The 22,148-nt window shown below is 71.6% G+C and carries 23 protein-coding genes and 1 riboswitch; of the genes, 11 read left to right on the forward strand and 12 right to left on the reverse strand.

Annotation, left to right across the window (positions count from 1 at the left end):
- Window positions 1-13: 13 nt before the first annotated feature.
- Genes ABD709_RS07115 through ABD709_RS07130 form a run of 4 tightly spaced genes read right to left on the reverse strand, consistent with a single transcriptional unit; the run spans window position 14 to window position 3,129 of the window.
- Window positions 14-982: an ROK family glucokinase gene (locus ABD709_RS07115; protein WP_344773735.1), complete on the reverse strand. Its 969-nt coding sequence runs from the start codon at window positions 980-982 to the stop codon at window positions 14-16.
- Window positions 979-1,413 (reverse strand): hypothetical protein, encoded by a 435-nt coding sequence (locus tag ABD709_RS07120; protein ID WP_344773737.1) that lies wholly within the window; start codon window positions 1,411-1,413, stop codon window positions 979-981. Before ABD709_RS07120 ends, ABD709_RS07115 begins: the two co-directional genes overlap by 4 nt.
- Entirely contained in the window at window positions 1,410-2,627 is a 1,218-nt protein-coding gene (locus ABD709_RS07125; protein WP_344773739.1) for an ArsA family ATPase, read from the reverse strand. Before ABD709_RS07125 ends, ABD709_RS07120 begins: the two co-directional genes overlap by 4 nt.
- A gap of 19 nt (window positions 2,628-2,646) precedes the next feature.
- A complete protein-coding gene (locus ABD709_RS07130; RefSeq protein WP_344773741.1) occupies window positions 2,647-3,129 on the reverse strand; it encodes an SRPBCC family protein in 483 nt (160 codons plus the stop codon).
- Window positions 3,130-3,199: 70 nt separating this feature from the next.
- Here ABD709_RS07130 and ABD709_RS07135 point away from each other — a divergent pair, with 70 nt between their 5' ends.
- From ABD709_RS07135 to ABD709_RS07185, 11 genes are all read left to right on the forward strand, one after another.
- The gene (locus ABD709_RS07135; protein WP_344773743.1) at window positions 3,200-4,996 is read left to right on the forward strand and encodes an AMP-dependent synthetase/ligase; all 1,797 of its coding nucleotides are present in this window, start codon (window positions 3,200-3,202) and stop codon (window positions 4,994-4,996) included.
- A 234-nt stretch (window positions 4,997-5,230) separates the two neighbouring features.
- Window positions 5,231-5,974 carry a Flp pilus assembly protein CpaB gene (cpaB, locus tag ABD709_RS07140; RefSeq protein WP_344773745.1) on the forward strand — a complete coding sequence of 248 codons (744 nt, stop codon included), beginning with the start codon at window positions 5,231-5,233 and terminating at the stop codon, window positions 5,972-5,974.
- Window positions 5,975-5,986: 12 nt separating this feature from the next.
- The gene (locus ABD709_RS07145; RefSeq protein WP_344773747.1) at window positions 5,987-7,168 is read left to right on the forward strand and encodes a CpaE/TadZ family protein; all 1,182 of its coding nucleotides are present in this window, start codon (window positions 5,987-5,989) and stop codon (window positions 7,166-7,168) included.
- Window positions 7,168-8,679 carry a TadA family conjugal transfer-associated ATPase gene (locus tag ABD709_RS07150; protein ID WP_344773748.1) on the forward strand — a complete coding sequence of 504 codons (1,512 nt, stop codon included), beginning with the start codon at window positions 7,168-7,170 and terminating at the stop codon, window positions 8,677-8,679. Before ABD709_RS07145 ends, ABD709_RS07150 begins: the two co-directional genes overlap by 1 nt.
- On the forward strand, window positions 8,676-10,604 hold the full coding sequence (locus tag ABD709_RS07155) for a type II secretion system F family protein (RefSeq protein ID WP_344773749.1): 1,929 nt from the start codon (window positions 8,676-8,678) through the stop codon (window positions 10,602-10,604). Before ABD709_RS07150 ends, ABD709_RS07155 begins: the two co-directional genes overlap by 4 nt.
- Window positions 10,604-11,527 (forward strand): type II secretion system F family protein, encoded by a 924-nt coding sequence (locus tag ABD709_RS07160; RefSeq protein WP_344773751.1) that lies wholly within the window; start codon window positions 10,604-10,606, stop codon window positions 11,525-11,527. Before ABD709_RS07155 ends, ABD709_RS07160 begins: the two co-directional genes overlap by 1 nt.
- Window positions 11,528-11,548: 21 nt before the next feature.
- Window positions 11,549-13,114 carry a sensor histidine kinase gene (locus ABD709_RS07165; RefSeq protein ID WP_344773753.1) on the forward strand — a complete coding sequence of 522 codons (1,566 nt, stop codon included), beginning with the start codon at window positions 11,549-11,551 and terminating at the stop codon, window positions 13,112-13,114.
- Complete coding sequence (locus ABD709_RS07170; protein WP_344773755.1) at window positions 13,111-13,767, forward strand: response regulator; 657 nt, start codon at window positions 13,111-13,113, stop codon at window positions 13,765-13,767. Before ABD709_RS07165 ends, ABD709_RS07170 begins: the two co-directional genes overlap by 4 nt.
- Window positions 13,768-13,917: 150 nt before the next feature.
- Window positions 13,918-14,106, forward strand: coding sequence for a Flp family type IVb pilin (locus ABD709_RS07175; RefSeq protein WP_344773757.1), 189 nt, complete (start codon window positions 13,918-13,920; stop codon window positions 14,104-14,106).
- Window positions 14,107-14,279: 173 nt separating this feature from the next.
- Window positions 14,280-14,468: a Flp family type IVb pilin gene (locus tag ABD709_RS07180; RefSeq protein WP_344773759.1), complete on the forward strand. Its 189-nt coding sequence runs from the start codon at window positions 14,280-14,282 to the stop codon at window positions 14,466-14,468.
- A 91-nt stretch (window positions 14,469-14,559) separates the two neighbouring features.
- Window positions 14,560-14,736: a Flp family type IVb pilin gene (locus ABD709_RS07185; protein ID WP_344773761.1), complete on the forward strand. Its 177-nt coding sequence runs from the start codon at window positions 14,560-14,562 to the stop codon at window positions 14,734-14,736.
- Window positions 14,737-14,745: 9 nt separating this feature from the next.
- On the opposite strand, the gene ABD709_RS07190 is transcribed toward ABD709_RS07185, so the two are convergent.
- The 8 genes from ABD709_RS07190 to ABD709_RS07225 all read right to left on the reverse strand — a co-directional run bounded on the left by ABD709_RS07190 (window position 14,746) and on the right by ABD709_RS07225 (window position 22,144).
- Window positions 14,746-16,011 (reverse strand): M48 family metallopeptidase, encoded by a 1,266-nt coding sequence (locus tag ABD709_RS07190; RefSeq protein WP_344773763.1) that lies wholly within the window; start codon window positions 16,009-16,011, stop codon window positions 14,746-14,748.
- Entirely contained in the window at window positions 16,004-16,990 is a 987-nt protein-coding gene (locus ABD709_RS07195) for a hypothetical protein (RefSeq protein WP_344773765.1), read from the reverse strand. Before ABD709_RS07195 ends, ABD709_RS07190 begins: the two co-directional genes overlap by 8 nt.
- A gap of 262 nt (window positions 16,991-17,252) precedes the next feature.
- A complete protein-coding gene (locus ABD709_RS07200) occupies window positions 17,253-18,194 on the reverse strand; it encodes a C40 family peptidase (protein WP_344773767.1) in 942 nt (313 codons plus the stop codon).
- A 60-nt stretch (window positions 18,195-18,254) separates the two neighbouring features.
- A riboswitch (cyclic di-AMP (ydaO/yuaA leader) is annotated at window positions 18,255-18,441 on the reverse strand.
- Window positions 18,442-18,484: 43 nt separating this feature from the next.
- A complete protein-coding gene (locus ABD709_RS07205; protein ID WP_344773769.1) occupies window positions 18,485-19,894 on the reverse strand; it encodes a hypothetical protein in 1,410 nt (469 codons plus the stop codon).
- Window positions 19,891-20,772, reverse strand: coding sequence for a glycosyltransferase family 2 protein (locus ABD709_RS07210; protein ID WP_344773771.1), 882 nt, complete (start codon window positions 20,770-20,772; stop codon window positions 19,891-19,893). Before ABD709_RS07210 ends, ABD709_RS07205 begins: the two co-directional genes overlap by 4 nt.
- Entirely contained in the window at window positions 20,765-21,121 is a 357-nt protein-coding gene (locus ABD709_RS07215; RefSeq protein ID WP_344773773.1) for a DUF2304 domain-containing protein, read from the reverse strand. Before ABD709_RS07215 ends, ABD709_RS07210 begins: the two co-directional genes overlap by 8 nt.
- Complete coding sequence (locus ABD709_RS07220; RefSeq protein ID WP_344773775.1) at window positions 21,118-21,801, reverse strand: glycosyltransferase family 2 protein; 684 nt, start codon at window positions 21,799-21,801, stop codon at window positions 21,118-21,120. Before ABD709_RS07220 ends, ABD709_RS07215 begins: the two co-directional genes overlap by 4 nt.
- 136 nt (window positions 21,802-21,937) lie before the next feature.
- On the reverse strand, window positions 21,938-22,144 hold the full coding sequence (locus ABD709_RS07225; protein WP_344773777.1) for a hypothetical protein: 207 nt from the start codon (window positions 22,142-22,144) through the stop codon (window positions 21,938-21,940).
- Window positions 22,145-22,148: the final 4 nt, after the last annotated feature.

Consider the following 22,148-nt stretch of genomic DNA (forward strand, 5'->3'; position numbering starts at 1 on the left):
CGCCCCGGCCTCGTCAGACCCGGGCCAGGTCGGCCGCGCCGATCACCCCGGCCCGGTTACCGAGCTGGGCCCTCCTGATCTCGGCCTGCGGGCGGTAGCCGCGCCCGGTGAGCTCGTGCTCGAAGGTCTCCCGGATCGGGTCGAGGAGCAGGTCGCCCGCCTCGCTCACGCCCCCGCCGATCACGATCACCGCGGGGTCGAGGACCGCGACGAGGGACGCGATGCCGTGCCCCAGCCAGTGGCCGATCCGCTCGAGCTGCTCGACCGCGAACCGGTCGCCCTCCTGCGCCGCCTGGGTGATCAGCGGCCCGGTGATCGCCGCAGGGTCGCCGCCCGCGCGGTCGACGAGCTCGCGGGCGAGCAGCGAGCTGCCGGCCGCCGCCTCGCGCGCCTCACGGACCAGTGCGCTGCCGCTGCCGTACTGCTCGAGGCAGCCGCGGTTGCCGCAGCCGCAGAGCCGGCCCTCGGGGACGATGCAGAGGTGGCCGATCTCGGCCGCGACGCCGAACGCTCCGCGCAGCAGCCGGCCGTCGATGATCACCCCGCCGCCGACGCCGGTGCCGACGGTCACCATCAGCTGGTCGTCGACGTCGCCGCCGGCGCCGTACCGGAACTCGCCCCACGCGGCGGCGTTCGCGTCGTTCTCGATGACCACGGGCAGGCCGGTACGCCGAGCGAGGTCGGCGCCGAGCGGCTCGTCGCGCCACGCGATGTTGGGAGCGAAGAGGACCGTCGAGCGGTCGGCGTCGATGTAGCCGGCGGCGCCCACGCCGACCGCGCTCACCGGGTGGCCCTGGGGCATGGCCGTCGACAGCTCGGTGACGAGGCCCGCGACCGCCGCGCCGATCGCGTCCGGGTCGGTCGCCGGCGAGGTCACCCGTGACTCGGCCACGACGATGCCGCCGGCGTCGACCACGGCGCCGGCGATCTTGGTCCCGCCGATGTCGATGCCGCAGGTCACGGTGCTGGTCGGCGCGCTCACGTCAGGTCCTCCGGGCCGTCGGTCTCGTCGAGGTCGATCCGCTCGACCTCCGGTCCGCGGGCGGTGCCGCCCGCGTCCCCCTCCTTGGGGGGAAGGGTCTCCATCAGGCCCGTCGCGGCCTGGAGCAGCGACGAGGCGGCCGTGAGCAGGTGCTCGCGGACCTCCGGGGAGGTCTCGCGCACGACGTGCACGACCCGGCAGATCGGGCAGTAGCGGCACTCCGCGCTGCCGGTCGCGATGTGGTCGTTGACCTCGTGGGCCATCGCTGCGGCCTGGCCGGCGAGCCCCCCGAGCCCTCCGCCGAGGTCGCCGCCGCGGTCGCGGGCCAGGTCCGCGAGGGCGCCGAACAGCTTCGCGGCCTCCTCGGCCACGCTGCCCACCTCGGGCTCCTCCCCGGGCCGGGACCCCTCGTTCTCGTGGTCGTCGCTCATCGCCGGCCTCCCGCCCGGGCGGGCTCGAGGTCGGGTTCGGGCTCGCGGAACCGGACGCGCAGCTCCCCGTCGACCACCCCTGCGCCCGCGACGCGCAGCCGCGCGAGGCCCGCGGGCAGGGTCAGCAGCCGGCGGTGCGAGCCGACGGTGAGCACGAGCTCGTCGCCGTTGCGGGCGAGGTCGACCTCGGCCCGGGTGACGAACGGCAGGGCGAGGCGGAGCACGGCTCCCCCGTCGCTCGAGGTGGACACCCGGAACGGGCCGGCACCGACCGGTGCGGCGAGCGCGTCGTCGTCGCCGTACAGGCGTGCGGCGAGGTCGGCGAGCGCCTGCTCCCCGACCGGCTCGGCAGGCAGGTACTCCGAGCGCCAGACCGGGAGGCCGTCGAAGGACTCACCGACCTCCGTCAGCACCTCGCGCTGGGCCGCGACCCAGCCGTCGCGCCAGCCGTCGCCGGGCTGGTCGGGGAAGATCCGGTTGGCCACGACGCCGTCGACCCGGTAGCCGAAGAGCGACAGGCTCGTGTAGGCCCGCCGGGCCTCGGCGAGCACGACCGTCTCGGGGGTGAGCACCAGGCGGACGCTCGCCTCCGGGCCGGACAGCAGCTCGCGGACCTCGTCGAGCTCGCTGTGCAGCCGGGTGATCGCCTCGAAGACGGAGTCGCCGGGCATCGGCACGCCGGCGGCTCGGTTGAGGACGGGCCGCAGCGCCTTCACCAGGCGCCGCTGGATCGGGAGGAGCCGCTCGATGTACCAGCCGAGCGCCTCGGGCAGTGCGAGCAGCCGCAGCGTCTCGCCTGTCGGGGCGCAGTCGACCACGATCACGTCCCACCGGCCGGAGCGCGCCTGGAGCCGCAGCTCGAGCAGCGCCAGCACCTCCTCGGCACCGGGGATGACGGTCATCTCCTCCGCTGCGACCGGGTCCATGCCCGCGGCGTCGAGGACGGACAGCAGGTAGCGCTGGATGTCGGCCCAGGACCGCTCGAAGCGCTGCTGCGCGTCGACCTGCTGGACGTAGAGGTTCTCCGCGATGCGCGTGGGCTCGGCGCCCGGCACGGGGGCGCCGTAGGCGTCGGCGAGGGAGTGGGCGGCGTCCGTCGAGAGGATCAGCGTGCGGTGACCACGGGCTGCCGCGAGCGCAGCAGTGCCCGCGGCGACGGTCGACTTGCCGACCCCGCCCTTGCCGGTGAACAGCACGACGCGCAAGCCCGGCACACCCCTCTCCACCTCGCGCCTAGGCGCCGGAAGACGTGCGCCCGGACTCGACGCGCTTCTTCAGGCCCTTCAGAGCCGTGTCGATGAGGATCTTCTCGCCCTTGCGCTTGAGCATGCCGATCAGGGGGATCGAGACGTCCAGCGCGAGCCGGTAGGTCACCTCCGTCGACACGGTGGAGCCCGGCGATCGTTCACGCAGGATGTAGGCGCCGTCGAGCGAGCGCAGCATCTTGCCCTGCACCAGGGTCCAGGTGACCTGCCGGTCGCCCTCCCACACGTAGGACAGCGTGTACTCGTCCTTGATCGGCGAGACGTCCAGCGCGAAGAACACCTCACGGGCGCGTCCTGCGGCGGCCGGGTCGGCGTCGTCGAAGGAAGCCTTGACCTCCGCCGTCGTGACGCCCTTCGCCCATTCCGGGTAGGCCGCGAAGTCGGCGATGACGGCCATCACATCCACTGCGGGAGCGTCGATCACGATCGACGAGGACGTCTGCTCGGCCATGGGCGGCAGGCTACCGGAACGCCCCCGGACACCGGGGCGACGCCTCTGCCGCAAGGGATAGCCTGCCGGGGTGCGCGAGTACTCCACACCGCAGACCGTCGACGTCCCGACGACGGGGAACCTGACCGACGACGTGGTCCGCAACGCGGAGGAGGCGCCGACCGCGGTCCAGTTCAGCCGGCCGGTCGAGGGGTCCACGGACTGGGAGGACGTCACCTGCGCTGACTTCCTCGCCGACGTGTCCGCGGTCGCCAAGGGGCTGATCGCGGCGGGCATCGGCGCCGGCGACCGGGTCGCCCTGATCTCGCGGACCCGCTACGAGTGGACGCTGCTGGACTACGCGATCTGGTTCGCCGGAGCCGTGACGGTCCCGATCTACGAGAGCTCCTCGGAGGAGCAGATCGCGTGGATCCTCTCCGACTCCGGGGCGAAGGCCGTGGTCGCGGAGGACGCCGGCCACCAGGCCAAGATCGCGACCGCCCGCGCCGACATCGAGTCCCTGCACAACGTCTGGTCGTTCTCCGACAACGGGGTGGACGTGCTCGAACGCCTCGGCGCCGACATCACCGACGAGGAGCTGGAGAAGCGCCGACAGACTGCCGGGCCGGACGACCTCGCGACGCTGATCTACACCTCCGGCACGACGGGGCGGCCGAAGGGCTGCATGGTGACCCACGGGAACTTCCAGACCGAGCTCTGCGTCGCGGTCCACGAGCTGGACCGGCTGTTCCGGACCGAAGGTGCCTCGACCCTGCTGTTCCTCCCGCTCGCGCACGTGTTCGCGCGGATCATCCAGGTCGGCGCGGTGAAGTCGCGCACGCGGATGGGCCACAGCGCCGACATCAAGACGCTCCTGCCGCAGCTGCAGTCCTTCAAGCCGACCTTCATCCTGGCCGTCCCGCGGGTGTTCGAGAAGGTGTTCAACACCGCCTCGCAGAACGCCACCGCCGACGGCAAGGGCAAGATCTTCGACCGCGCGGCCGAGGTCGCGATCGCCTACTCGCAAGGCCTCGACGCGGGACGACCGTCGCTGGCGGTCCGGGCGCAGCACGCGGTGTTCTCCCGGCTGGTCTACGGCCGGCTGCGCGACGCTCTCGGTGGCGAGTGCCAGTTCGCCGTGTCGGGCGGCGCGCCGCTGGGCGAGCGCCTGGGCCACTTCTACCGCGGCATCGGCCTGACCGTCCTGGAGGGCTACGGCCTGACCGAGACCACGGCCGCGCTGACGGCGAACCTTCCCAACGCGCAGAAGGTGGGCAGTGTCGGACGCCCCCTGCCCGGCACGACGGTGCGGGTGACCGACGACGGCGAGCTGGCGTTCCGCGGTGGCCAGGTCTTCAAGGGCTACTGGCAGAACCCCGAGGCGACGGCCGAGGCGATCGATGCCGACGGCTGGTTCCACACCGGCGACGTCGGCGAGGTCGACGACGAGGGGTTCGTGCGGATCACGGGTCGCAAGAAGGAGATCCTGGTGACGGCGGGCGGCAAGAACGTGGCGCCGGCTGTCCTCGAGGATCGGGTTCGCGCCCACGCGCTGGTCAGCCAGTGCCTGGTGGTCGGCGACGGTCAGCCGTTCATCGCCGCGCTCGTCACGATCGACGAGGAGGCCCTGCCCGCCTGGGCGGAGCAGCACGGCAAGAAGGCGGACCTCCCCGAGCTCGTCGACGACCCCGATCTCCGTTCGGCGGTCCAGGACGCGATCGACGACGCCAACCAGGCGGTCTCCAAGGCGGAGTCGATCCGGAAGTTCGAGATCCTCCCCCACGACTGGACCGAGGAGGGCGGCCAGCTCACCCCCAGCCTGAAGCTCAAGCGGAACGTCGTGATGCGCGAGTGCCGCGACGAGATCTCGGCGCTTTACCAGCACTGATGCGGGTTCCCGCGATCCGGAGCGGGAGCCCCAGGACCGCGGTCTAGTCCTTTCGGGCCATGGTGAGAAAGCGGTCGGCCATCTTTGGCGACAAACCCTCCGCAGCGCCGATTTGCTCCGCTAGCGTCGCCGATGCGTCGCTGGGGAGCGTCGCCCGCTCCGGACACGGAGCGCGTCCACGAGCCGACCGGTGGGAGCGCCGGAGAGCTCGGCATGGGGAGCGGGAGGGCTCTGATGAACCGTCGAAGGTTGCTGCTGGTCGTGGCTGCGGTGATCGCCGCGCTCGGCGTCGCACTGGTCTTCGTCTACGCCAAGGGCGCGGACGACCGGGCCGCGAAGAAGTACGACTCGGTCGAGGTGCTGACGGTCGCGCCGGGCAAGACGATCCAGCCCGGCGAGAGCATCGACGACGCCCTGGCGGCCGGGAAGGTCGTCAAGAGCGCCGTCGCCAAGACGCAGGTCCTCGACGGTGCGAGCCAGGACTCGGACCCGTTCCAGGGCGAGGTCGCCCTCACCACGCTGTACTCCGGTGAGCAGCTGATCCCCGCCAAGTTCGGCGCGGTCCAGGACGTCGAGGCCGCCGCGACGCTGCCCATCCCCAACGGCAAGATCGCCATCTCGATCCTCGTCAACGACGACGGGCGGGTGGGCAAGTTCCTCAGCCCCGGCGCCCAGGTCGCCCTGATCTTCACCGACCTCGACGAGGGCAACCAGCCGCTCTCGACCCACACGCTCCTCGACCGGGTGACGGTCCTCGCAGCGGGCACGGCCACGACCCTCGCGAGCGACGGGACGTCCGAGAGCAGCAGTGGGAGCGACGGCGAGATCCAGCAGCTGCTGACCATCGCGGTCACCCAGCGCGAGGCGGAGCAGGTCCGCTACGCGGAAAAGGACGGCGAGCTGACCGCCGCCCTCCTCAACGACGCCAGCAAGGTCAAGAAGGACAGCGGCGTCACCAAGGACAACCTGCTCGAGTGAGGCGAACCTGACATGCCCGTACTGATCGAAGCCGACACGCAGGTCATCGAGAACCTGCAGCAGGCGATGCCTGCCGGCTCACACGCGGTGGCGTCCCTCGACCGCATGCACGCCTGGCTGGACCAGCACCCCGGCGAGTACGTCGCCGCGCTCGGCCCGTCGGTGGCCCTCGACGTGGCGCTGTCCACGGCCGAGGACCTGCGGGTCACCCGGCCGACGATCAGCGTCGTGCTCGTCCGCGAGCGCTTCGACGCCGAGCTGCTGAGCCGGGCCATGCACGCCGGCGTCCGGGACGTGGTCGCCGGCGACGACGAGAAGGGCCTGACCAAGGCCATCGAGCGCGCCCAGCAGCTGCACCAGGCGCTGCGCGGTCCGGGCGGCGCGCGCACGCAGGGCCGGATCGTCACCGTCTTCTCCCCCAAGGGCGGCGTCGGCAAGACGACCTCCTCGGTCAACCTCGCGCTGGCTCTGGCCGAGCACGGCGCCCGCAAGGTCTGCCTGGTCGACCTGGACCTCGCCTTCGGTGACGTCGCCATCACGATGCAGCTGTTCCCGACGCACTCGATCGAGCAGGCGGTCGGCTCCGAGGACTCCGTGGACCTCGCGATGATCGAGGCGCTGCTCACCCGGCACGAGGACTCGCTGACGGTCCTCGCCGCGCCGGCCCACCCGGACGTGCGCGAGCGGGTCACCCCGCTGCTGATCTCCCGGATCCTGCGCGCGCTCCGCGACGGCTTCGACTACGTCGTCGTCGACACCTCGCCGTCCTTCGACGACGCGACCCTGACCGCCCTCGACGAGACCGACGAGTGCGTGATCGTCGCGACGCTCGACGTACCGACCCTCAAGAACGTCAAGGTCGCCCTCGAGACGATGGACATGCTGGACATCGCCCGCGGCCACCGGCACCTGCTGCTCAACCGCGCCGACGACGCGGTCGGGATCAGCATCGAGAAGGTCGAGACGATCCTCGGGATGCCGGTCGCCTCCCAGGTCTCGTCGGCAACCGACGTCGCGGCCTCCACCAACACCGGTACGCCGATCCTCGTGGCCAAGCCCGACCACCCCGCCAGCACCGCCTTCCTCCAGCTCGCGAGCACCCTGACCGGCGATCCTGTCGCGCTCCCCACCACCAAGTCCGACACGACCGAGGCCTCCCGCTCCCGCGGTCTCTTCCGACGCGGGAGGAAATGATGGCAAGCCTGTCCGAGCGGCTGGACGCCGCGCGGCGCGAGGCGGCGGCCGAGGGTCGGCACACCGCGGACACCGCCGACACAGCCGACGGCACTCCTGAGGTCCTCACCGAGCCGACCGCGGACGAGGCGCCCGAGCCGGCCAAGGAGAAGGCCCCCGGCCCGCTCTCGGTCCGTGCAGCGGCGACGACGAACGGCGACACGCGCTCTCCGCAGCGGCGGGTCCTCGCGGCGCAGGAGGACCGGATCGAGGACCTGAAGTCGAGCGTGCACGACGAGCTGCTCAAGCAGCTCGGACCACACCTCTACGACGCCGAGATGGACCAGGACGACCTGGAGCAGCGGGTCCGGACGGTCCTGTCGGACGTGATGGCCTCCCAGGACCGCCCGATCAGCACCGCCGACCGGGTGCGGGTCACCACCGAGATCAGCGACGACATCCTCGGCTACGGCCCGATCGACCCCTACCTCCGCGACCCCGAGGTCTCCGAGGTCATGGTCAACGGCTACGCCGACGTCTGGCTGGAGAAGTCGGGCCGCCTGCAGAAGGCGGAGGCACACTTCGCGGACGAGGCGCACCTGCGCCGGACCATCGACAAGATCGTGTCGCGCATCGGCCGGCGCGTCGACGAGTCCAGCCCGATGGTGGACGCCCGGCTTCCCGACGGCAGCCGTGTGAACGCAGTCGTTCCGCCGCTGGCGATCGACGGTTCCGCGCTGACCATCCGGAAGTTCGCCACCGACCCGCTGACGGTGAACGACCTGATCACGTTCGGCTCGCTCACGCCCTCGACCGCCGACTTCCTGGAAGCCTGCGTGCGCGGCCGCCTCAACGTGATCGTCTCCGGCGGCACCGGCGCGGGAAAGACGACCACGCTGAACGTGCTGTCCTCGTTCATCCCCTCCGACGAGCGCATCGTCACCATCGAGGACGCCGCGGAGCTCCAGCTCAAGCAGGACCACGTGGTGCGGCTCGAGTCCCGCCCGGCCAACATCGAGGGCAAGGGCTCGGTGACGATCCGCGACCTGGTCCGCAACAGCCTCCGGATGCGGCCGGACCGCATCGTCGTCGGCGAGGTGCGGGACGCGTCCGCGCTCGACATGCTGCAGGCGATGAACACCGGCCACGACGGCTCGATCACCACCGTGCACTCCAACGGCCCCCGCGACACGCTGTCCCGGATCGAGACGATGGTGATGATGGCCGGGATGGAGCTGCCGATGAAGGCCATCCGGGAGCAGGTGGCCTCGGCGATCGACCTGATCGTGCACCAGATGCGCTTCAAGGACGGGTCCCGCCGGATCACCCACGTGACCGAGGTCGAGCGGATGGAGGGCGAGGTGGTGACCCTCCAGGACATCTTCATCTTCGACAACTCCGCAGGCTTCGACGAGAGCGGCCGGGTGCTCGGCCGGCTTCGGTCGACCGGGCTGCGGCCCAAGTTCCTCGAGAAGCTCGCCGGACAGAACGTCGCGATCGACCCGTCGCTGTTCCGGGCGGAGCACCGATGAGGCGCGCCGCCCGCGCTCTGGCCGCCGCCGTCGCGCTCCTCGCCCCGCTCGCCCTCGGCGCCGCACCGAGCGCCGCCGCGCCAGACGGAGGCGCGTCGGTGGCCCACGTGGAGAGCTCGGGCGGCAAGATCCGGGTTCTCGTCAGCGTGCCGCCGGGCACCGAGGTGGACCTGGGCGGCGTTTCCGCCTCGCTCGAGGGCGATCACCTGGACTCGACCGCGACGCCGGCCGGCACGGGTGGGGTCGTGGACCGGACCGCGGTGCTCGCGATCGACACCAGCTCGTCGATGGCGCGCGGTGGCCGGTTCGACGCCGCCAAGGCCGCGGCCCTCGCGTACCTGTCGGCGGTGCCGTCCGACGTCGAGGTCGGCATCGTGACCTTCGACAGCGAGGTGACCACCGCGCTCGCGCCCACGACCGACCGCGGTGCCGCCGAGGACGTCGTCAAGGGCCTCGACCTGAGCAAGGGCACGCTTCTCTACGATGGCGTCGACGCCGCCGTCACCGCCGCGGGCGACTCCGGTCAGCGGTCGATCCTGGTGCTCTCCGACGGCGCGGACACGGGCAGCTCCGCGAGCATCGACGACGTCGCCTCGACGATCGACGACGCCGACGCCCTCGTCGACGTCGTCTCTCTCGGTCAGACGGGCAGCGCCCTGGACGCGCTCCGTTCGATGACCGACGCCGGGCACGGGAGCGTCATCGACTCCAGCGGCGACGCCCTGACCCAGGCCTTCGCCCACGAGGCGGACATCCTGGCCAGCCAGATCCTCGTGACCGCGCCGCTGCCCGACGGCTTCGACGCGTCGGAGGCGACGATCTCGATCCGGCTGCCCGCCGGTGACCGGACCCTCGTCGCGACGGCGCTCGCCCAGATCAACCGTTCCTCGGCGCCCGACGCGTCCTCGACGCAGGTCGCCGTGCCCGACTCCGGTTCGGGCGGCTGGGACGTGCCCTCCTGGGTGCTGTACGCCGCGACGGCCGCGCTCGCCGTCGGGTTGATCGGCGTCGCCGTGCTGCTGGTGCCCGGCCCGCCGGCCCCGATGAGCATCGCGGACCGGGTGGCGGCGTACAGCCGGGTGACGCGCCCGGACGCCGCGCAGACCGAACCGAGCTCCGAGCCGGTGCTCGACCAGGCCAAGGCGGCGGCCGCCGACATCCTCGAGCGGCACAGCGGCCTCAACGAGCGCCTGACCAGGCGGCTCGGTGCCGCGGGCAGCGAGTTCAAGCCCTCGGAGTGGCTGCTCGTCCACATCGGCGTCATGGCCGGGTTCGCGCTGCTCGGTCTCCTGTTCGGAGGCGGCAGCGTCATCATGGGGCTGATCTTCCTCGTGCTCGGCGCGTTCGCCCCGCCCCTCTACCTGACCTTCCGCGCCGCCCGCCGGCGCAAGCAGTTCCAGGACAGCCTGCCGGAGGTCCTGCAGCTGATCTCGGGTGCGCTGAGCGCGGGCCTCTCCCTCGCCCAGGCCGTCGACACCGTCACGCGGGAGGGCCCGGAGCCGATCGCGTCGGAGTTCAAGCGGGTCCTGGTCGAGGCGCGGATCGGTGTCGACCTCGAGGACTCCTTCGAGGGCGTGGCCGAGCGGTTCGACAGCCGCGACTTCGCCTGGGCCGTGATGGCCATCAGGATCCAGCGCCAGGTCGGCGGCAACCTGGCCGAGCTGCTCACCACCGTCGCAGCCACGATGCGCGAGCGCCAGTCGCTGCGCCGCCACGTGCGCGGGCTCTCGGCCGAGGGCCGGCTCTCCGCCTACCTCCTGTGCAGCCTGCCGCCGCTGTTCGCGATCTACCTGTTCATGACCAACCGGAAGTTCCTCGACCCGTTGATGCACGACCCGCGCGGCTGGGCGCTCGACGGATTCGGGATCCTCTGGATGGGTATCGGCACGTTCCTGATGTTCCGCATCGTGAAGGTGGATCTGTGATGGTGCTGTTCCTCGCGTTCCTCCTGCTGATCGGCGCGATCGCTGCGGTCAGCGCGGCCCTGGCGAAGAACGAGGCGTCGACGGGTGTGGCCCGCGCGCTCGAGGCGCTCGAGCGCCACGGTGCCGCCGACCCGAACATGGTCGCCGAGGCCGACCCGCCGTTCGCCGACCGGATCCTCGAGCCGATGCAGGAGCGTGCGCTCGCCCTCGGCCGTCGGATCACCGGCGCCGACAAGGCCGAGCGGATCCGGCGACGCCTCGACCTGGCCGGCAACCCGCACGGGTGGACCGTCGACCGGGTGGTCTCGCTCAAGGTCGCCGCGGCCGTGGTCCTGCCCCTGGTCGGCGTCGCGTACGCGTCCCTGATCGGCGCGTCGTTCCGCACGATCCTGCTGATCGGTGCCGCGGGGCTGGTCATCGGGTTCTTCGCGCCGGACATCTACCTCTACAACACGGCGTCCAAGCGTGCCGAGGAGATCAAGAAGACCCTGGCCGACGCCGTCGACCTGCTGACGATCAGCGTGGAGGCCGGCCTCGGCTTCGACGCCGCGGTCCAGCAGGTCGCCCGCAACACCACGGGCCCGCTCGCCGAGGAGTTCACCCGCGTCCTCAAGGAGATGCAGCTCGGCAAGGGCCGGTCGGAGGCTCTCCGGTCGATGGCCGAGCGGACCACGGTCGAGGAGCTGCACGCCTTCACGAGCGCGATGGTGCAAGCAGACGCCTTCGGGATCGCGATCGGACAGGTGCTCCGGGTGCAGTCCGCGGAGATGCGGCTCAAGCGCCGCCAGTACGCCGAGGAGAAGGCTCAGCAGGTCCCGGTGAAGATCATGATCCCGGTCGTGCTGTTCATCCTTCCGTGCCTGTTCATCGTCGTCATGGGACCCGCGGCGCTGAACGCCATCGACGCCTTCAACGGCCGCTAGGGTTGTTGCGGAGAGGGGACCATGCCCAGCAGCCAGATCTTCGCCGTCGTCGCAGCCGCGCGACTCTTCGCGCTGGTGGCCATCGGCGCGCCGATGCTCTGGCTGCACTCCGACGGGCTGGCCGGGGTCGCCACCATCGCGCTGCTCTGGATCTACCAGGGTGTGACCGCCACCAGGCGGGACCTCGAGCTCACGCTCAGCCCGATGGTCGAGGCCGCCGCCGTCGGAGTGATCTGCGGCGTGACGATCGGCTACGCGCCCGCGATCCTCGCGGCCGTCGTCGTCCCGCCCCTGTATGCGACGGCGATGTCCGGCTACCGGCTGATGGTGCGAGCGGTGGCGATCGAGCTGGTGGCCGTGCTCGCGATCGGCCTGATGTGGTGGCGGCACCTCGACGGCGACGAGGGCGTCGCGGTCTTCACGTGGACCATGGCGGCCGTGGGCCTGAGCCTGATCGCCGGTGTGACGTTCTCCGGTGACCGCATCCCGGACCCGCTGGCGCCCTACCGCGACGCCCAGCACCTGCTCAAGCAGCTGCTCGACCTGTCCGGCAGCCTCAGCTCCGGCCTCGACGTGACGGCACTCGGCGGGGCGATGCTCAGCGAGATCAGCGACCGGGTACCGAACCGCGGACTGGTGCTCTACGTCCCGCGCGGCAGCGAGCTCACGCCGGTCGCGTCGACGCTGGAGCTCGACCCCTCCGATGCCACCGCGTGCGAGACGCTCGCCGGCGACGTCCGGCTCCGCCGCGCGCCGGTGAGCGTCGGCCAGGGCTTCGGGTTCCGGGTGAGCGACCAGGCGATCGTCGCCGGGCTGCTTCCCCCGGACTCCGCAGGAGCGTCGACGACGGCAGACCTGCGTGCGCTCGCCTCCCACGTGACCGCGGACGCCGTCAAGCTCGACGCCGCCCTGCTGTTCGCGCAGTTCCGCGACGCGGCCACCGCAGACGAGCGGCAGCGGCTGGCCCGCGAGATCCACGACGGCGTCGCGCAGGACATCGCGTCGCTCGGCTACCTCGTCGACGCCATCGCCGCCCGGCCCGCCGACGAGAAGCAGGCGAAGCAGCTGACGATGCTCCGCGACCGGGTCAGCAAGGTGGTCGCAGAGGTCCGCCAGTCCGTCATGAACCTGCGCACCAGCATCGGGGAGAGCGAGAGCCTCGGTGGTGCGATCTCGGCCATCGCGCGGCACCTCTCGGAGTCGTCGGGCATCGCGATCCGCGTCCGACTCGACGAGCAGCCCACCCGGCTGCGGCCCGATGTCGAGGCCGAGTTGTTCCGGATCGCCCAGGAGGCGATCAACAACGCCGTCAAGCACTCGCGCGCCACGTCGATCGACGTCCGCTGCCAGGTCTACGCCCCCGAGGCGCGGATCACGGTGAGCGACGACGGAGTCGGCCTGCAGCAGGCGCGCACCGACTCCCACGGCCTGAAGATCATGAACGAGCGGGCCAAGCTGATCGGCGCCGAGCTCGTCGTCCGGGACAACGCGAGCCGCGGGCTCACCGTCTCGGTCGCGCTGCGTTCCCCTCGTACCGCCGGCACCAACCACGAGCGGCGTGCCACGACCACCCAGGAGGTCCGATGACCGACAACGCACCCATCTCGATCCTGCTGATCGACGACCATCAGCTGATCCGGGACGGGCTGGGCGCGGTGATCGACATGGAGGAGGACCTCGATGTCGTGGGCACGGCTGCCAGCGTCACCGAGGGCCTGAACCGCTACCTCGAGCTGCGCCCCGACGTGGTGATCACCGACCTGCAGATGCAGGACGGCACCGGCCTGGACGTCGTGCGGACGATCCGCAAGCAGAGCGACACGGTGGGCCTCGTGGTCCTCACCATGCACGCCGGCGACGAGCAGATCTTCGCGGCGATGCAGGCGGGGGCGTCGGGCTTCGTCGGCAAGGACGCGCCGTCGACCGAGGTCATCAAGACCGCCCGGCACGCTGCGGTCTCGCCCAAGGCCTTCGTCTGCGCCGGCCTGGTCGGCGCGATGATGCGCCGCCAGAATGCCGAGTCCACCGCGCTCACCGAGCGTGAGCACGACGTGCTGCTGCTGCTCGCAGAGGGCCTCAACGCTGCCGCGATCGGCGGCAAGCTCTATCTCTCCGAGTCGACGACGAAGTCGCACATCGCGCGGATCTACCAGAAGCTCGGCGCGGCCAACCGCGCCCAGGCCCTGGTCACCGCGATGCGCATCGGTCTGCTGTCGACGGTCCAACCCTCAGCCCGCTGAACCGCGCGCGGATGCTCGTTAGTCACAACTGACTAGCCCGCTCGACACGAACTCCCGATCCGTGCGAGTGCCTCCCTCAGGCAGGATTTCTCCATCGGGGCATCACCCCGGGGACGAAGATTTCACAACAACCAAGAGGGAGAAACCCCGATGATCCAGTACCTCCAGATCCTGATGGGTGCCCGCCTCGAGAAGGCGCAGAGCGCCGAGTCTCGCGGCGCCACGGCCGTCGAGTACGGCCTTCTCGTTGCGCTCATCGCTGCCGTCATCGTGACGATCGTCGCCACCCTCGGCGGCAAGATCAACACCGCGTTCACCACGGTCAGCAACGCAGTCTGAGCTGTCGCGCGAATCCACGGCTGGCCGCACCCCGTGAGCTGCGGGTGCGGCCATTCCGCCTTTTCCGCGGGTCGTCCGCAGTCGGGCGACCCGACCGATCCGCGGCGGCCGGACGGCGTCCGCCCGCCGAGGTCCAGGGGACGCACCACGTCCCGTTCGTAGGAGGAATTCGCATGATCCAGTACCTGCAGATCCTGATGGGCGCCCGCCTCGAGAAGGCGCAGGACGCCGAGTCCCGCGGCGCCACGGCCGTCGAGTACGGCCTCCTGGTCGCACTCATCGCGGCGGTCATCGTCACGATCGTCGCCACCCTCGGCGGCAAGATCAACGACGCGTTCACGACCGTCTCGAACGCGGTCTGACCGATCAACCGGGCGAGCCGCGCCGGCCGCGTACCCCTGGGTGACGCGGCCGGCGCGCTGCCGCCGACGCAACGTGCTCAGGGGCGTGGACATGGATCTCGACGACAGTGACGGCTCGTACGCGGTCGGGTCCAGCGCGGAGCGTGGCGCGACCGCTGTGGAGTACGCCCTGCTGATCGCACTCATCGCAGGCGTCATCGTCGCCACCGTGGCGGTGCTCGGTCCGCAGGTCGTGAGCTTCTACCAGTCCGCCACCCAGGGCTGGTGACCACCAGGGTCAGAAGCCGCGCGCGAGCGCGATCCGCTGGAGCACCGTGGGGTGCGACCCGAACCACCACTGCGACCACGCCGGAGGCGTGGGGTCCGCCAGCGAGCGGATGGCCAGGTTGCGTTGCAGCGCGATGAACGGCTGGGGGGCGTTCGTCGCCTGCAGCGCGACCAGGTCGGCCCGGGTCTCGAGCTGACGGCTGATGCCGTTCTGGACGGGCGTCGACAGGACGGCCGCCAGGGCCGCCAGCGCGAGCACCATCGGCACGGCCGCGACCTGCGCGGCTCCGGGTCTCCCCCGCCGCTCGCACACCACCATCGCGATGCCCAGCAGCCCGCCGCCCAGCAGCGCGCCGGCGGCACCGAGAGCCGTTCCGATGAGCACGTCGTCGTGCCCGGCATGTCCCAGCTCGTGGGCGACGACCGAGATCGCCTGCTTGCGCGGCACGTCGTCGACGAGGTTGTCGTAGAGGACGACGCGCCTGCTGCTGCCGAAACCCGAAACGTAGGCGTTGAGGGTCGTCGTGCGCCGTGACGCGTCCGCGACGAGGACGTCGTCGACGTGCACGTGCTCCTCCGCGGCCACGCGCAGCACCGCTGTGCGCAGCGGGCCGTCCGGCAGCGGCTCGAAGTGGTTGAACAGGGGCTCGACGACGAGTGGGTAGACGAACGACCCGAGCACCACCAGCGCGGCCAGGACCGAGCCGACGACGGCCGGCCAGGCCCGCGTCCAGCGCCGGGCGCAGGCCACCACCACGAGCACCGGCACGGCGATCGCGACGATGGCGACCAGCTCGCCCTTGAGGAGGTCCACGATCCAGGACGACCACGCCTCCGTGCTCAGCCCGGCCTCGAGCGAGCGTCTCTGGTAGCCGATCGCGAACGGCAGCGTGGCCACCCGTCCGATCACCTCGAGCGCGGCGACGACGACCAGCACGCGCAGCCACCACGGCCCCCGGAGCCGGTCCGCCAGGGCCCGGCCGCGGCGACCGAGCCCGAGCCACAGGGCGACGGCGAGCGAGACCGCGAGCGAGCTCCGGCTCCAGAACCGCGCGGCGTGGGCATAGTCCTCGGCCCGGTCGATCTGCGCCTGCGTGAACACCGACGACGGGTCGACCGGGGCGGGCATGCCGCCCGCGACCGGGTGCCACGGCACGTACGACGTCGCGATCAGCAGGAAGGCAGCCGCCCCGAGGAGTGCGGTTCCGACCGCGACCACCATCGTCTGGCGGCTGAGCTCCTCGGCGCCCGAGGCCGGCCCCACGTCCTCAGCCACGCGGCGATTCTGGCACGCCGGCGAGATTCGCGAGGCGCTGTTGCCACGCTCGGGTGAGCTCGCCGACCGTCCAGCCGAAGTCGGTGCGCAGCGCGGCGTCCAGCGAGCGTCCCGAGAGCGCGGCGCGGTAGAGGTCCACGAGCGCCTGCTGGCCGCTGTGGTCGGCGAGGGTCACGCACACGAGCCAGGCCTCCTCGTAGACGGTGCCGAGCTGCGAGGAATGCGTGCCGAACTCGGTGTCGGCCGGCAGCGATGCCGGCACGCCGTGCTTGCGGGCGAGCGCGATCGCCTGCGCGGCCGTCCGGGAGAACGGCAGCGTCGTGTCGTGCAGCGCGACGTAGTCCGCGAACCCCTCCAGCAGCCAGAGCGCGACGCCCTGCACCAGCGGGGCGTACGTCGCAGCGTGCGTGGCCTCGTGGGTCATCACCACCTGGGCGGCGACGGCGCCCAACGCACCGTAGACGGCCGGGTTGAGGAAGACGTGGACCGCGCTGCCGGGCGCCTGGCTGCCGTCCGACCCGGCCGTGACCGCGGCGATCCCGTTGTAGGTCCCGGGCGCGGCCCCGACGGCCTGGTTGAGCGCATCGACCGAGCCCGGCACCTCGACGACCAGCCGGGGGCCCGGCCCGAGGACGTCGGCGACGGACGCGACGGCGGTCTGCGCCTGCCGGGCGTAGCGGTCGGGGTCCTTGACGCTCGTCGCGGCGACCACGAGGGTCCGGTCGGTACGGCGCACGGCGACCCGGCCGGACAGCCAGAGCGGGAACGCGCCCTCACCGGGGCCGATCCCCACGACGGTCGTGCCTTCGGGGCCGAAGGAGACGTCCACCTTGCTGCGGCCCGCGCTGCGGTCGAACCCGCCGTACTGCCAGGTCACCTCGACCGAGGCCGTCCAGCCGCCGTCGCGGGCGACCTCGCCGGTCTCCGCCAGGTAGTGGAACCCGGTCGCCCGCAGGTGCAGGTCGCTCGCGTTGTGCACGAGAGCGGCGAGCAGCGCGCCGGCTCGGTCGTCGGCGCCGAGGCTCGAGGCACGACCGGCGTCCTGCGTGCGGATCGCCCGGTCCAGCGAGCGCAGCGTGTCCGCGGCCGCCGAGGGGCTGGGCTCGTCGCTGTGCGGCGCCGCGGTTGGGGCGACGTACTGGTCGTCGCCGGAGCATCCCGACAGGAGCGGGACGAGCAGCCCCGTCAGAGCGAGGAACCCGGCGGCGAGACGCCACCGGGCTCCGCGTGCGTCGTGGCGATCAGCCAGGGCGGACCGCGCCGACGTACGGCATCGCGTGGAGGCTGGTCACCTTCACACCGACGCTGGGGTTCTCCGCGTTGACGATCAGGCCGTTGCCGATGTACATGCCGACGTGGCTGATCGGGCTGTAGTAGAAGACCAGGTCGCCAGGCTGCAGGTCACTCTCGGCGATGTGGGTGCCCATGCCGTACTGGGCGCTGGAGGAGTGGGGCAGCGAGACGCCCGCCTGGGCCCAGGCCATCATCGTCAGGCCGGAGCAGTCGAACGCGTCCGGACCCGCGGCGCCCCAGACGTAGGCGTCGCCGACCTGCGCCATCGCGTAGCGCACCGCAGCGGCCGCGCGGCCCGACGCGGGGACCTCGGACGGCAGCCGGTCGCCGCCGCGCGAGAGGATCTCCTGGCGCTCCTGCTCCTCCAGGTGGCTCAGCAGCGACTTCGCCTGGCCCAGCTTGGAGTTGATCTGGTCCTTGTCGTCGGAGAGCTGCTGCTCGAGGTCGGCGATCTTGTCGCGCCGCGCCTCGGTCTCCTCGTGCCGGATCGAGTAGGCCTTCAGCTGGTCGTTGTAGTCCGACAGCAGCGAGTCCTGGATGTCGTTGACCGTGGACATGGTCGACACCTGGCTCAGGAACGAGTTGGGGTCGGAGTCGAGAAGGCCACCGGCCGCTCCGAGGTCATCGCCCTGGTAGCTCTGCAGGATCGAGGCCCGCACGTCGCTGCGGACCTGCTGGAGCCGGTCGTCCTGCCGGTCCTCGTCGGACTGGAGCGAGCCGAGCTCGGTGTTGAGCTGCTGGAGCTCGAGCTTGGCGTCGTTGTAGCGCTCGGTGGCCACCTCCGCCTGGTGGTAGAGGCGGTCGACGCGAGCCTTGACGTCGTCGATGTCGGGGTCAGCGGACGCGGGGGCCGACGGGATGCTCAGCGTCAGTCCGGCGATGCTCGCCACAGCGAGTCCAGCGAGCCCTGCGGTCGTGCGTTTGCGGCCGTTCAGCACGTGCTGGCGGTCCCCTCTTGTGTCGTACGCCTACCGGGTGAGCTGACGGGTTCGGGCACGACATGCCCTACCCGCACTCCTCGCGTCCCGGCCGACGGGTGGTCGGACGGCACGCGCCTCGTGCGGGATACACCCCAGAGGTTGGTTGGGTCCCCGGCTCCGGGCCCGCGGACGGGTCCGGACTCAGCGCGGTGTCCGCGCGAGCCGGTCGGCCCACTTCCACGGACACCTAGCGAAGCACCTTAGCGGGGTCCTTCCCGGCTGCCAAACCCCGCCCCGGCGGTGTCAGGGAGGCCCTCGTCACACCCTTCTCGCTCGAGCCACGACGGCGGCAGCTGACCGGCCATCCCCCGCACGCAGTAGGCAAGACCGACCCCGCACACCACGGCCCCCGCCACGGCGACGGGGGCGATCTTCAGGGCGCTCAGGACGACGTTCGTGTGCCACGCGTCCTCGTCGTAGATCGCCAGGTCGGCCACCACGCCGAGCGCGATGATCCCGGCCTGGGCGCCGACGAGCCCGGGCAGGACCGCGCGCGCCCCGGCGCCGATCCTGCCGCTGCTCAGCGCGACGACGGGGAACGCCGCCACCACGAGCTCGATCGAGATCCGGTAGCCCCAGAAGCCGGCGCCCCCACCGAACGGGTTCAGCCACAGCTGCACCGCGAGATAGGCGGCTGCGCCCGCGAGGAGCGCGGTGCTCCACGCCGGGAGGGACCGCCAGGACCGCACGACAGCGGGGACCACCAGCAGCAGGGCAGGTGTCCACACGAGGATCCCGACGCCCGGCGACACGAACACTCCTAGGACCGAGAGCAGCCGGTCCACGGCGCTCTGCGCGCCGGCCCACCCCGAGAGGTCCCCCATGCGGTAGCCGCCGTTGGGGTTCCACGTCCCGTAGAAGAGCCGGCTGAGCACGGCGGAGATCGCGACGGACGGCAGGCTCCCGGCGGCCACGCGGAGGGCGAGCCGTGGGTCACGCTGCCGCCAGGCGAGGACGAGCCCGAAGACCGCGACCAGGAACGCGAAGTGAAGTCGTCCGAGGACGCCGATCCCTCCGAAGACGCCGCACAGGAACCACCGCTGGTTCCTGCTCGACCAGGCCATGCCGGCGATGCCGAGCACGGTGAGGGCGTGCGGCCAGAGGTCGTGCCCCACGATCGACCAGAAAGGTGTCGCGAAGGCGAGTGCGAGCGCCGCGCAGGCGAGCGTACGGCCGGCCACGAGCCCGCTGAGGCTCCGGACGAGGAGCGCCAGCGAGACCGCTGCGAGCAGCGCGGCCGTCACGCCGCCGGGACGCACCGGCAGCCGGTCGTCCGGGTTCGGGACCACCCGGTCGGCGATCGCGTAGGCCGGCACGCCGACGAGCACCGCACCGAGGCTCCGGGCCATCACCTCGTGGCCGTTCCGGGGGTTGGTCGTCGTCCAGAGCGCGCTCGGCGCGGGCTTGGGCGGCAGCTGCTCGTCGCGGAGGTCGTCGATCCAGGGATGTCCCGTCGTCGCGAGGGTCCACGCCCCGATGTCGACCGACTCGACGTCGATGGTGTTGATCGTCGGCGCGGCGGTGAGCGCGAAGATCGCGAAGACGAGCGAGGCGAGGACGATCGTCATCCGGCGTCCGCCGCCCGCCTGGTCAGGTGGGAGGTCGCTCATGTCAGCGCGTTGCGAAGGAGGCGACGCGCCGCGGTGCCGTCGTTCCGCACGACCGCCGCGGCAGTGAGCCCGGCGTGCAGCCGGGAGGTCAGACGTGCGCGGGCCGCCAGGGCTGCGAGGCGCCAACCACGGGCGTCCAGCTCGACCGCGATCTCCCGCAGGTAGGCCTGCTCCTCGTCGAAGCGCTCGCCCGTCGTTGCCTTGACGGAGGAGTCGGACGCCCGGTGCCGGCGGTACTCGAAGGCGACCGTCGGGTCGATGGCCATCGTGCCGCCCTCCATCAGGACGTCGATGATGAGCGCAAGGTCCTGGACGACGTGGAAAGGCCGGAAGCCGAGTCGTTGCACGGTCTCGCGACGCCAGCACAGGCTGGGGAAGTAGGCCCAGTTCCCCGTCAGCAGGGACGTCGCGATGAGCTGGCCCCGGTAGGCCCTTGGCTCGGGCGGACGCGGCGTCAGCCAACCCTTCACACGATCGCCCAGCGGCAGGTGCGGGTGTCCGGAGTCGTCGATCACCGAGGCACCGGGTTGCGCGATGTCCGGCTCGTGAGCCGCGACGACGGACCGGATCCGGGTCAGGTAGTTCGGCAGGACGCGGTCGTCGGCGCCGAGAATGACGACGTAGTCGGCGGTGGCGACCTCCAAGGCGGTCCGGTAGTTGCCGTTCGCGCCCAGGTTGCGGTCGTTCCGAGCGACCCGCACGCGCGCGTCGCCCAGCTGCGCCAGCATCGAGTCCACGTCCGCGTGCGGGTAGCAGTCGTCGAGCACGGTCACGCGCCAGTCCGGGTCGTGCATCGCGCGCAGGCTCTCGACCGCCTCGAGCAGGTAGCGCGGATCGCCGTAGAAGGGGATGAAGAACTCGATCGTCTGGTCAGCCATCGACGGACGACTCCGCCTTCGCGCCCATCTCCACCTCGAGAAGCGCCTGCGCCCGGGTCAGCCGGGCGATGCGACTGTCCAGGTCGCGGAGCCGCGCCGCCTGGACGATCGAGGTGAAGGCGAACACCACGATGAGGACGTAGAGGAGCAGGTTCGGGCCCTCCCGCACCCCGACCAGGTTGGCCACGTCGGTCACCAGGCTGGGCACGAGCACGGCGACGACGGCAGCCGCGGCGACGAGGAGCGCGCCGACGCGGGTGACGGCGAGCCGATGCCCGGTCGCGCGCCCCTGCAGCAGCCACCAGCTCGCCGCACCGATGCTGGCGATCAGGAAGACCCGGATGATCACAGCGTGGCTCCGATCCGCTCCGCCGCGAGGTCGAACACCACGTTGAGCGCGTTGATGTTCGACTGACCCTTGCGCCGCGTGTAGTCGGTGTAGGTCATGGTGATCGGGTGCTCCCGCCAGGACAGGTCCGCGGACCTGATCCGCGACTCGATCTCCGACGCGTGGGCCATCCCCCGCTGGCGGAGGCACATCGCGGCCAGCGCCCTCCGGTTCAGCACCCGGAGGCCGTTGTGGGTGTCGGTGAGCTCGAGGCCGGTGGAGCGGCGGCTGAAGGCGAGCGCCGACCGCATGAGGATCCGACGAGCGACGGGCTGGCCCTCCGTGCGACCCAGGTTGCGGGAGCCGAGCACGATGTCGACGCCCGTTGCGGCGGCGACCTCGACCATCGCCACGGCGTCGTCGACGCGGTACTGGCCGTCGGCGTCGAAGGTGACGGCGTGCGTCGCGTCGGTGTGGCGGAGCACGTAGTCGAAACCGGTCTGGAGCGCGGCGCCCTGCCCCAGGTTCACGGAGTGACGGAGCACGAGAACGCCGGCGGACCGGGCGACGGCGGCAGAGTCGTCGGCCGAACCGTCGTCGACGCACACGATGCGGGTGAACGAGGCACGCAGGGCGGCAAGGACCTCAGCGACGACCGGGCCCTCGTTGTACATCGGCACGACCACGACGGTCTTGTCCACGGATCCACCCTCCACTCCTCACCGAGGCTAGGGCGGTGCGTTCTGCTGCGACATGGCCTCGCGGACAATCGAGCCGTTCGACGGCCCGCGGCTAGTCCATCGGGACTAGGGCCGGGCGCGGGACAGTCGACGACGCTCAGGCGGACTCCACCTCGGGTCCGCTCATCGGCCGGACGAGCCGCAGCGGCGGCACGAGCCCCGAGTCGGCCAGGACGTCCAGGGCGCGCAGCTCCTCGTCGTCGATCGTCAGCTCAGGTGGGGGTCCCAGCAGGACGGTCACCACGCAGTCGTGGCACGCCAGGCCACGCACCACGCAGGTATCGCAGTCGATCCTCGTCGTCATGTGA

This window comes from Nocardioides panacisoli (genome assembly GCF_039537325.1).
GTDB lineage: Bacteria > Actinomycetota > Actinomycetes > Propionibacteriales > Nocardioidaceae > Nocardioides > Nocardioides panacisoli.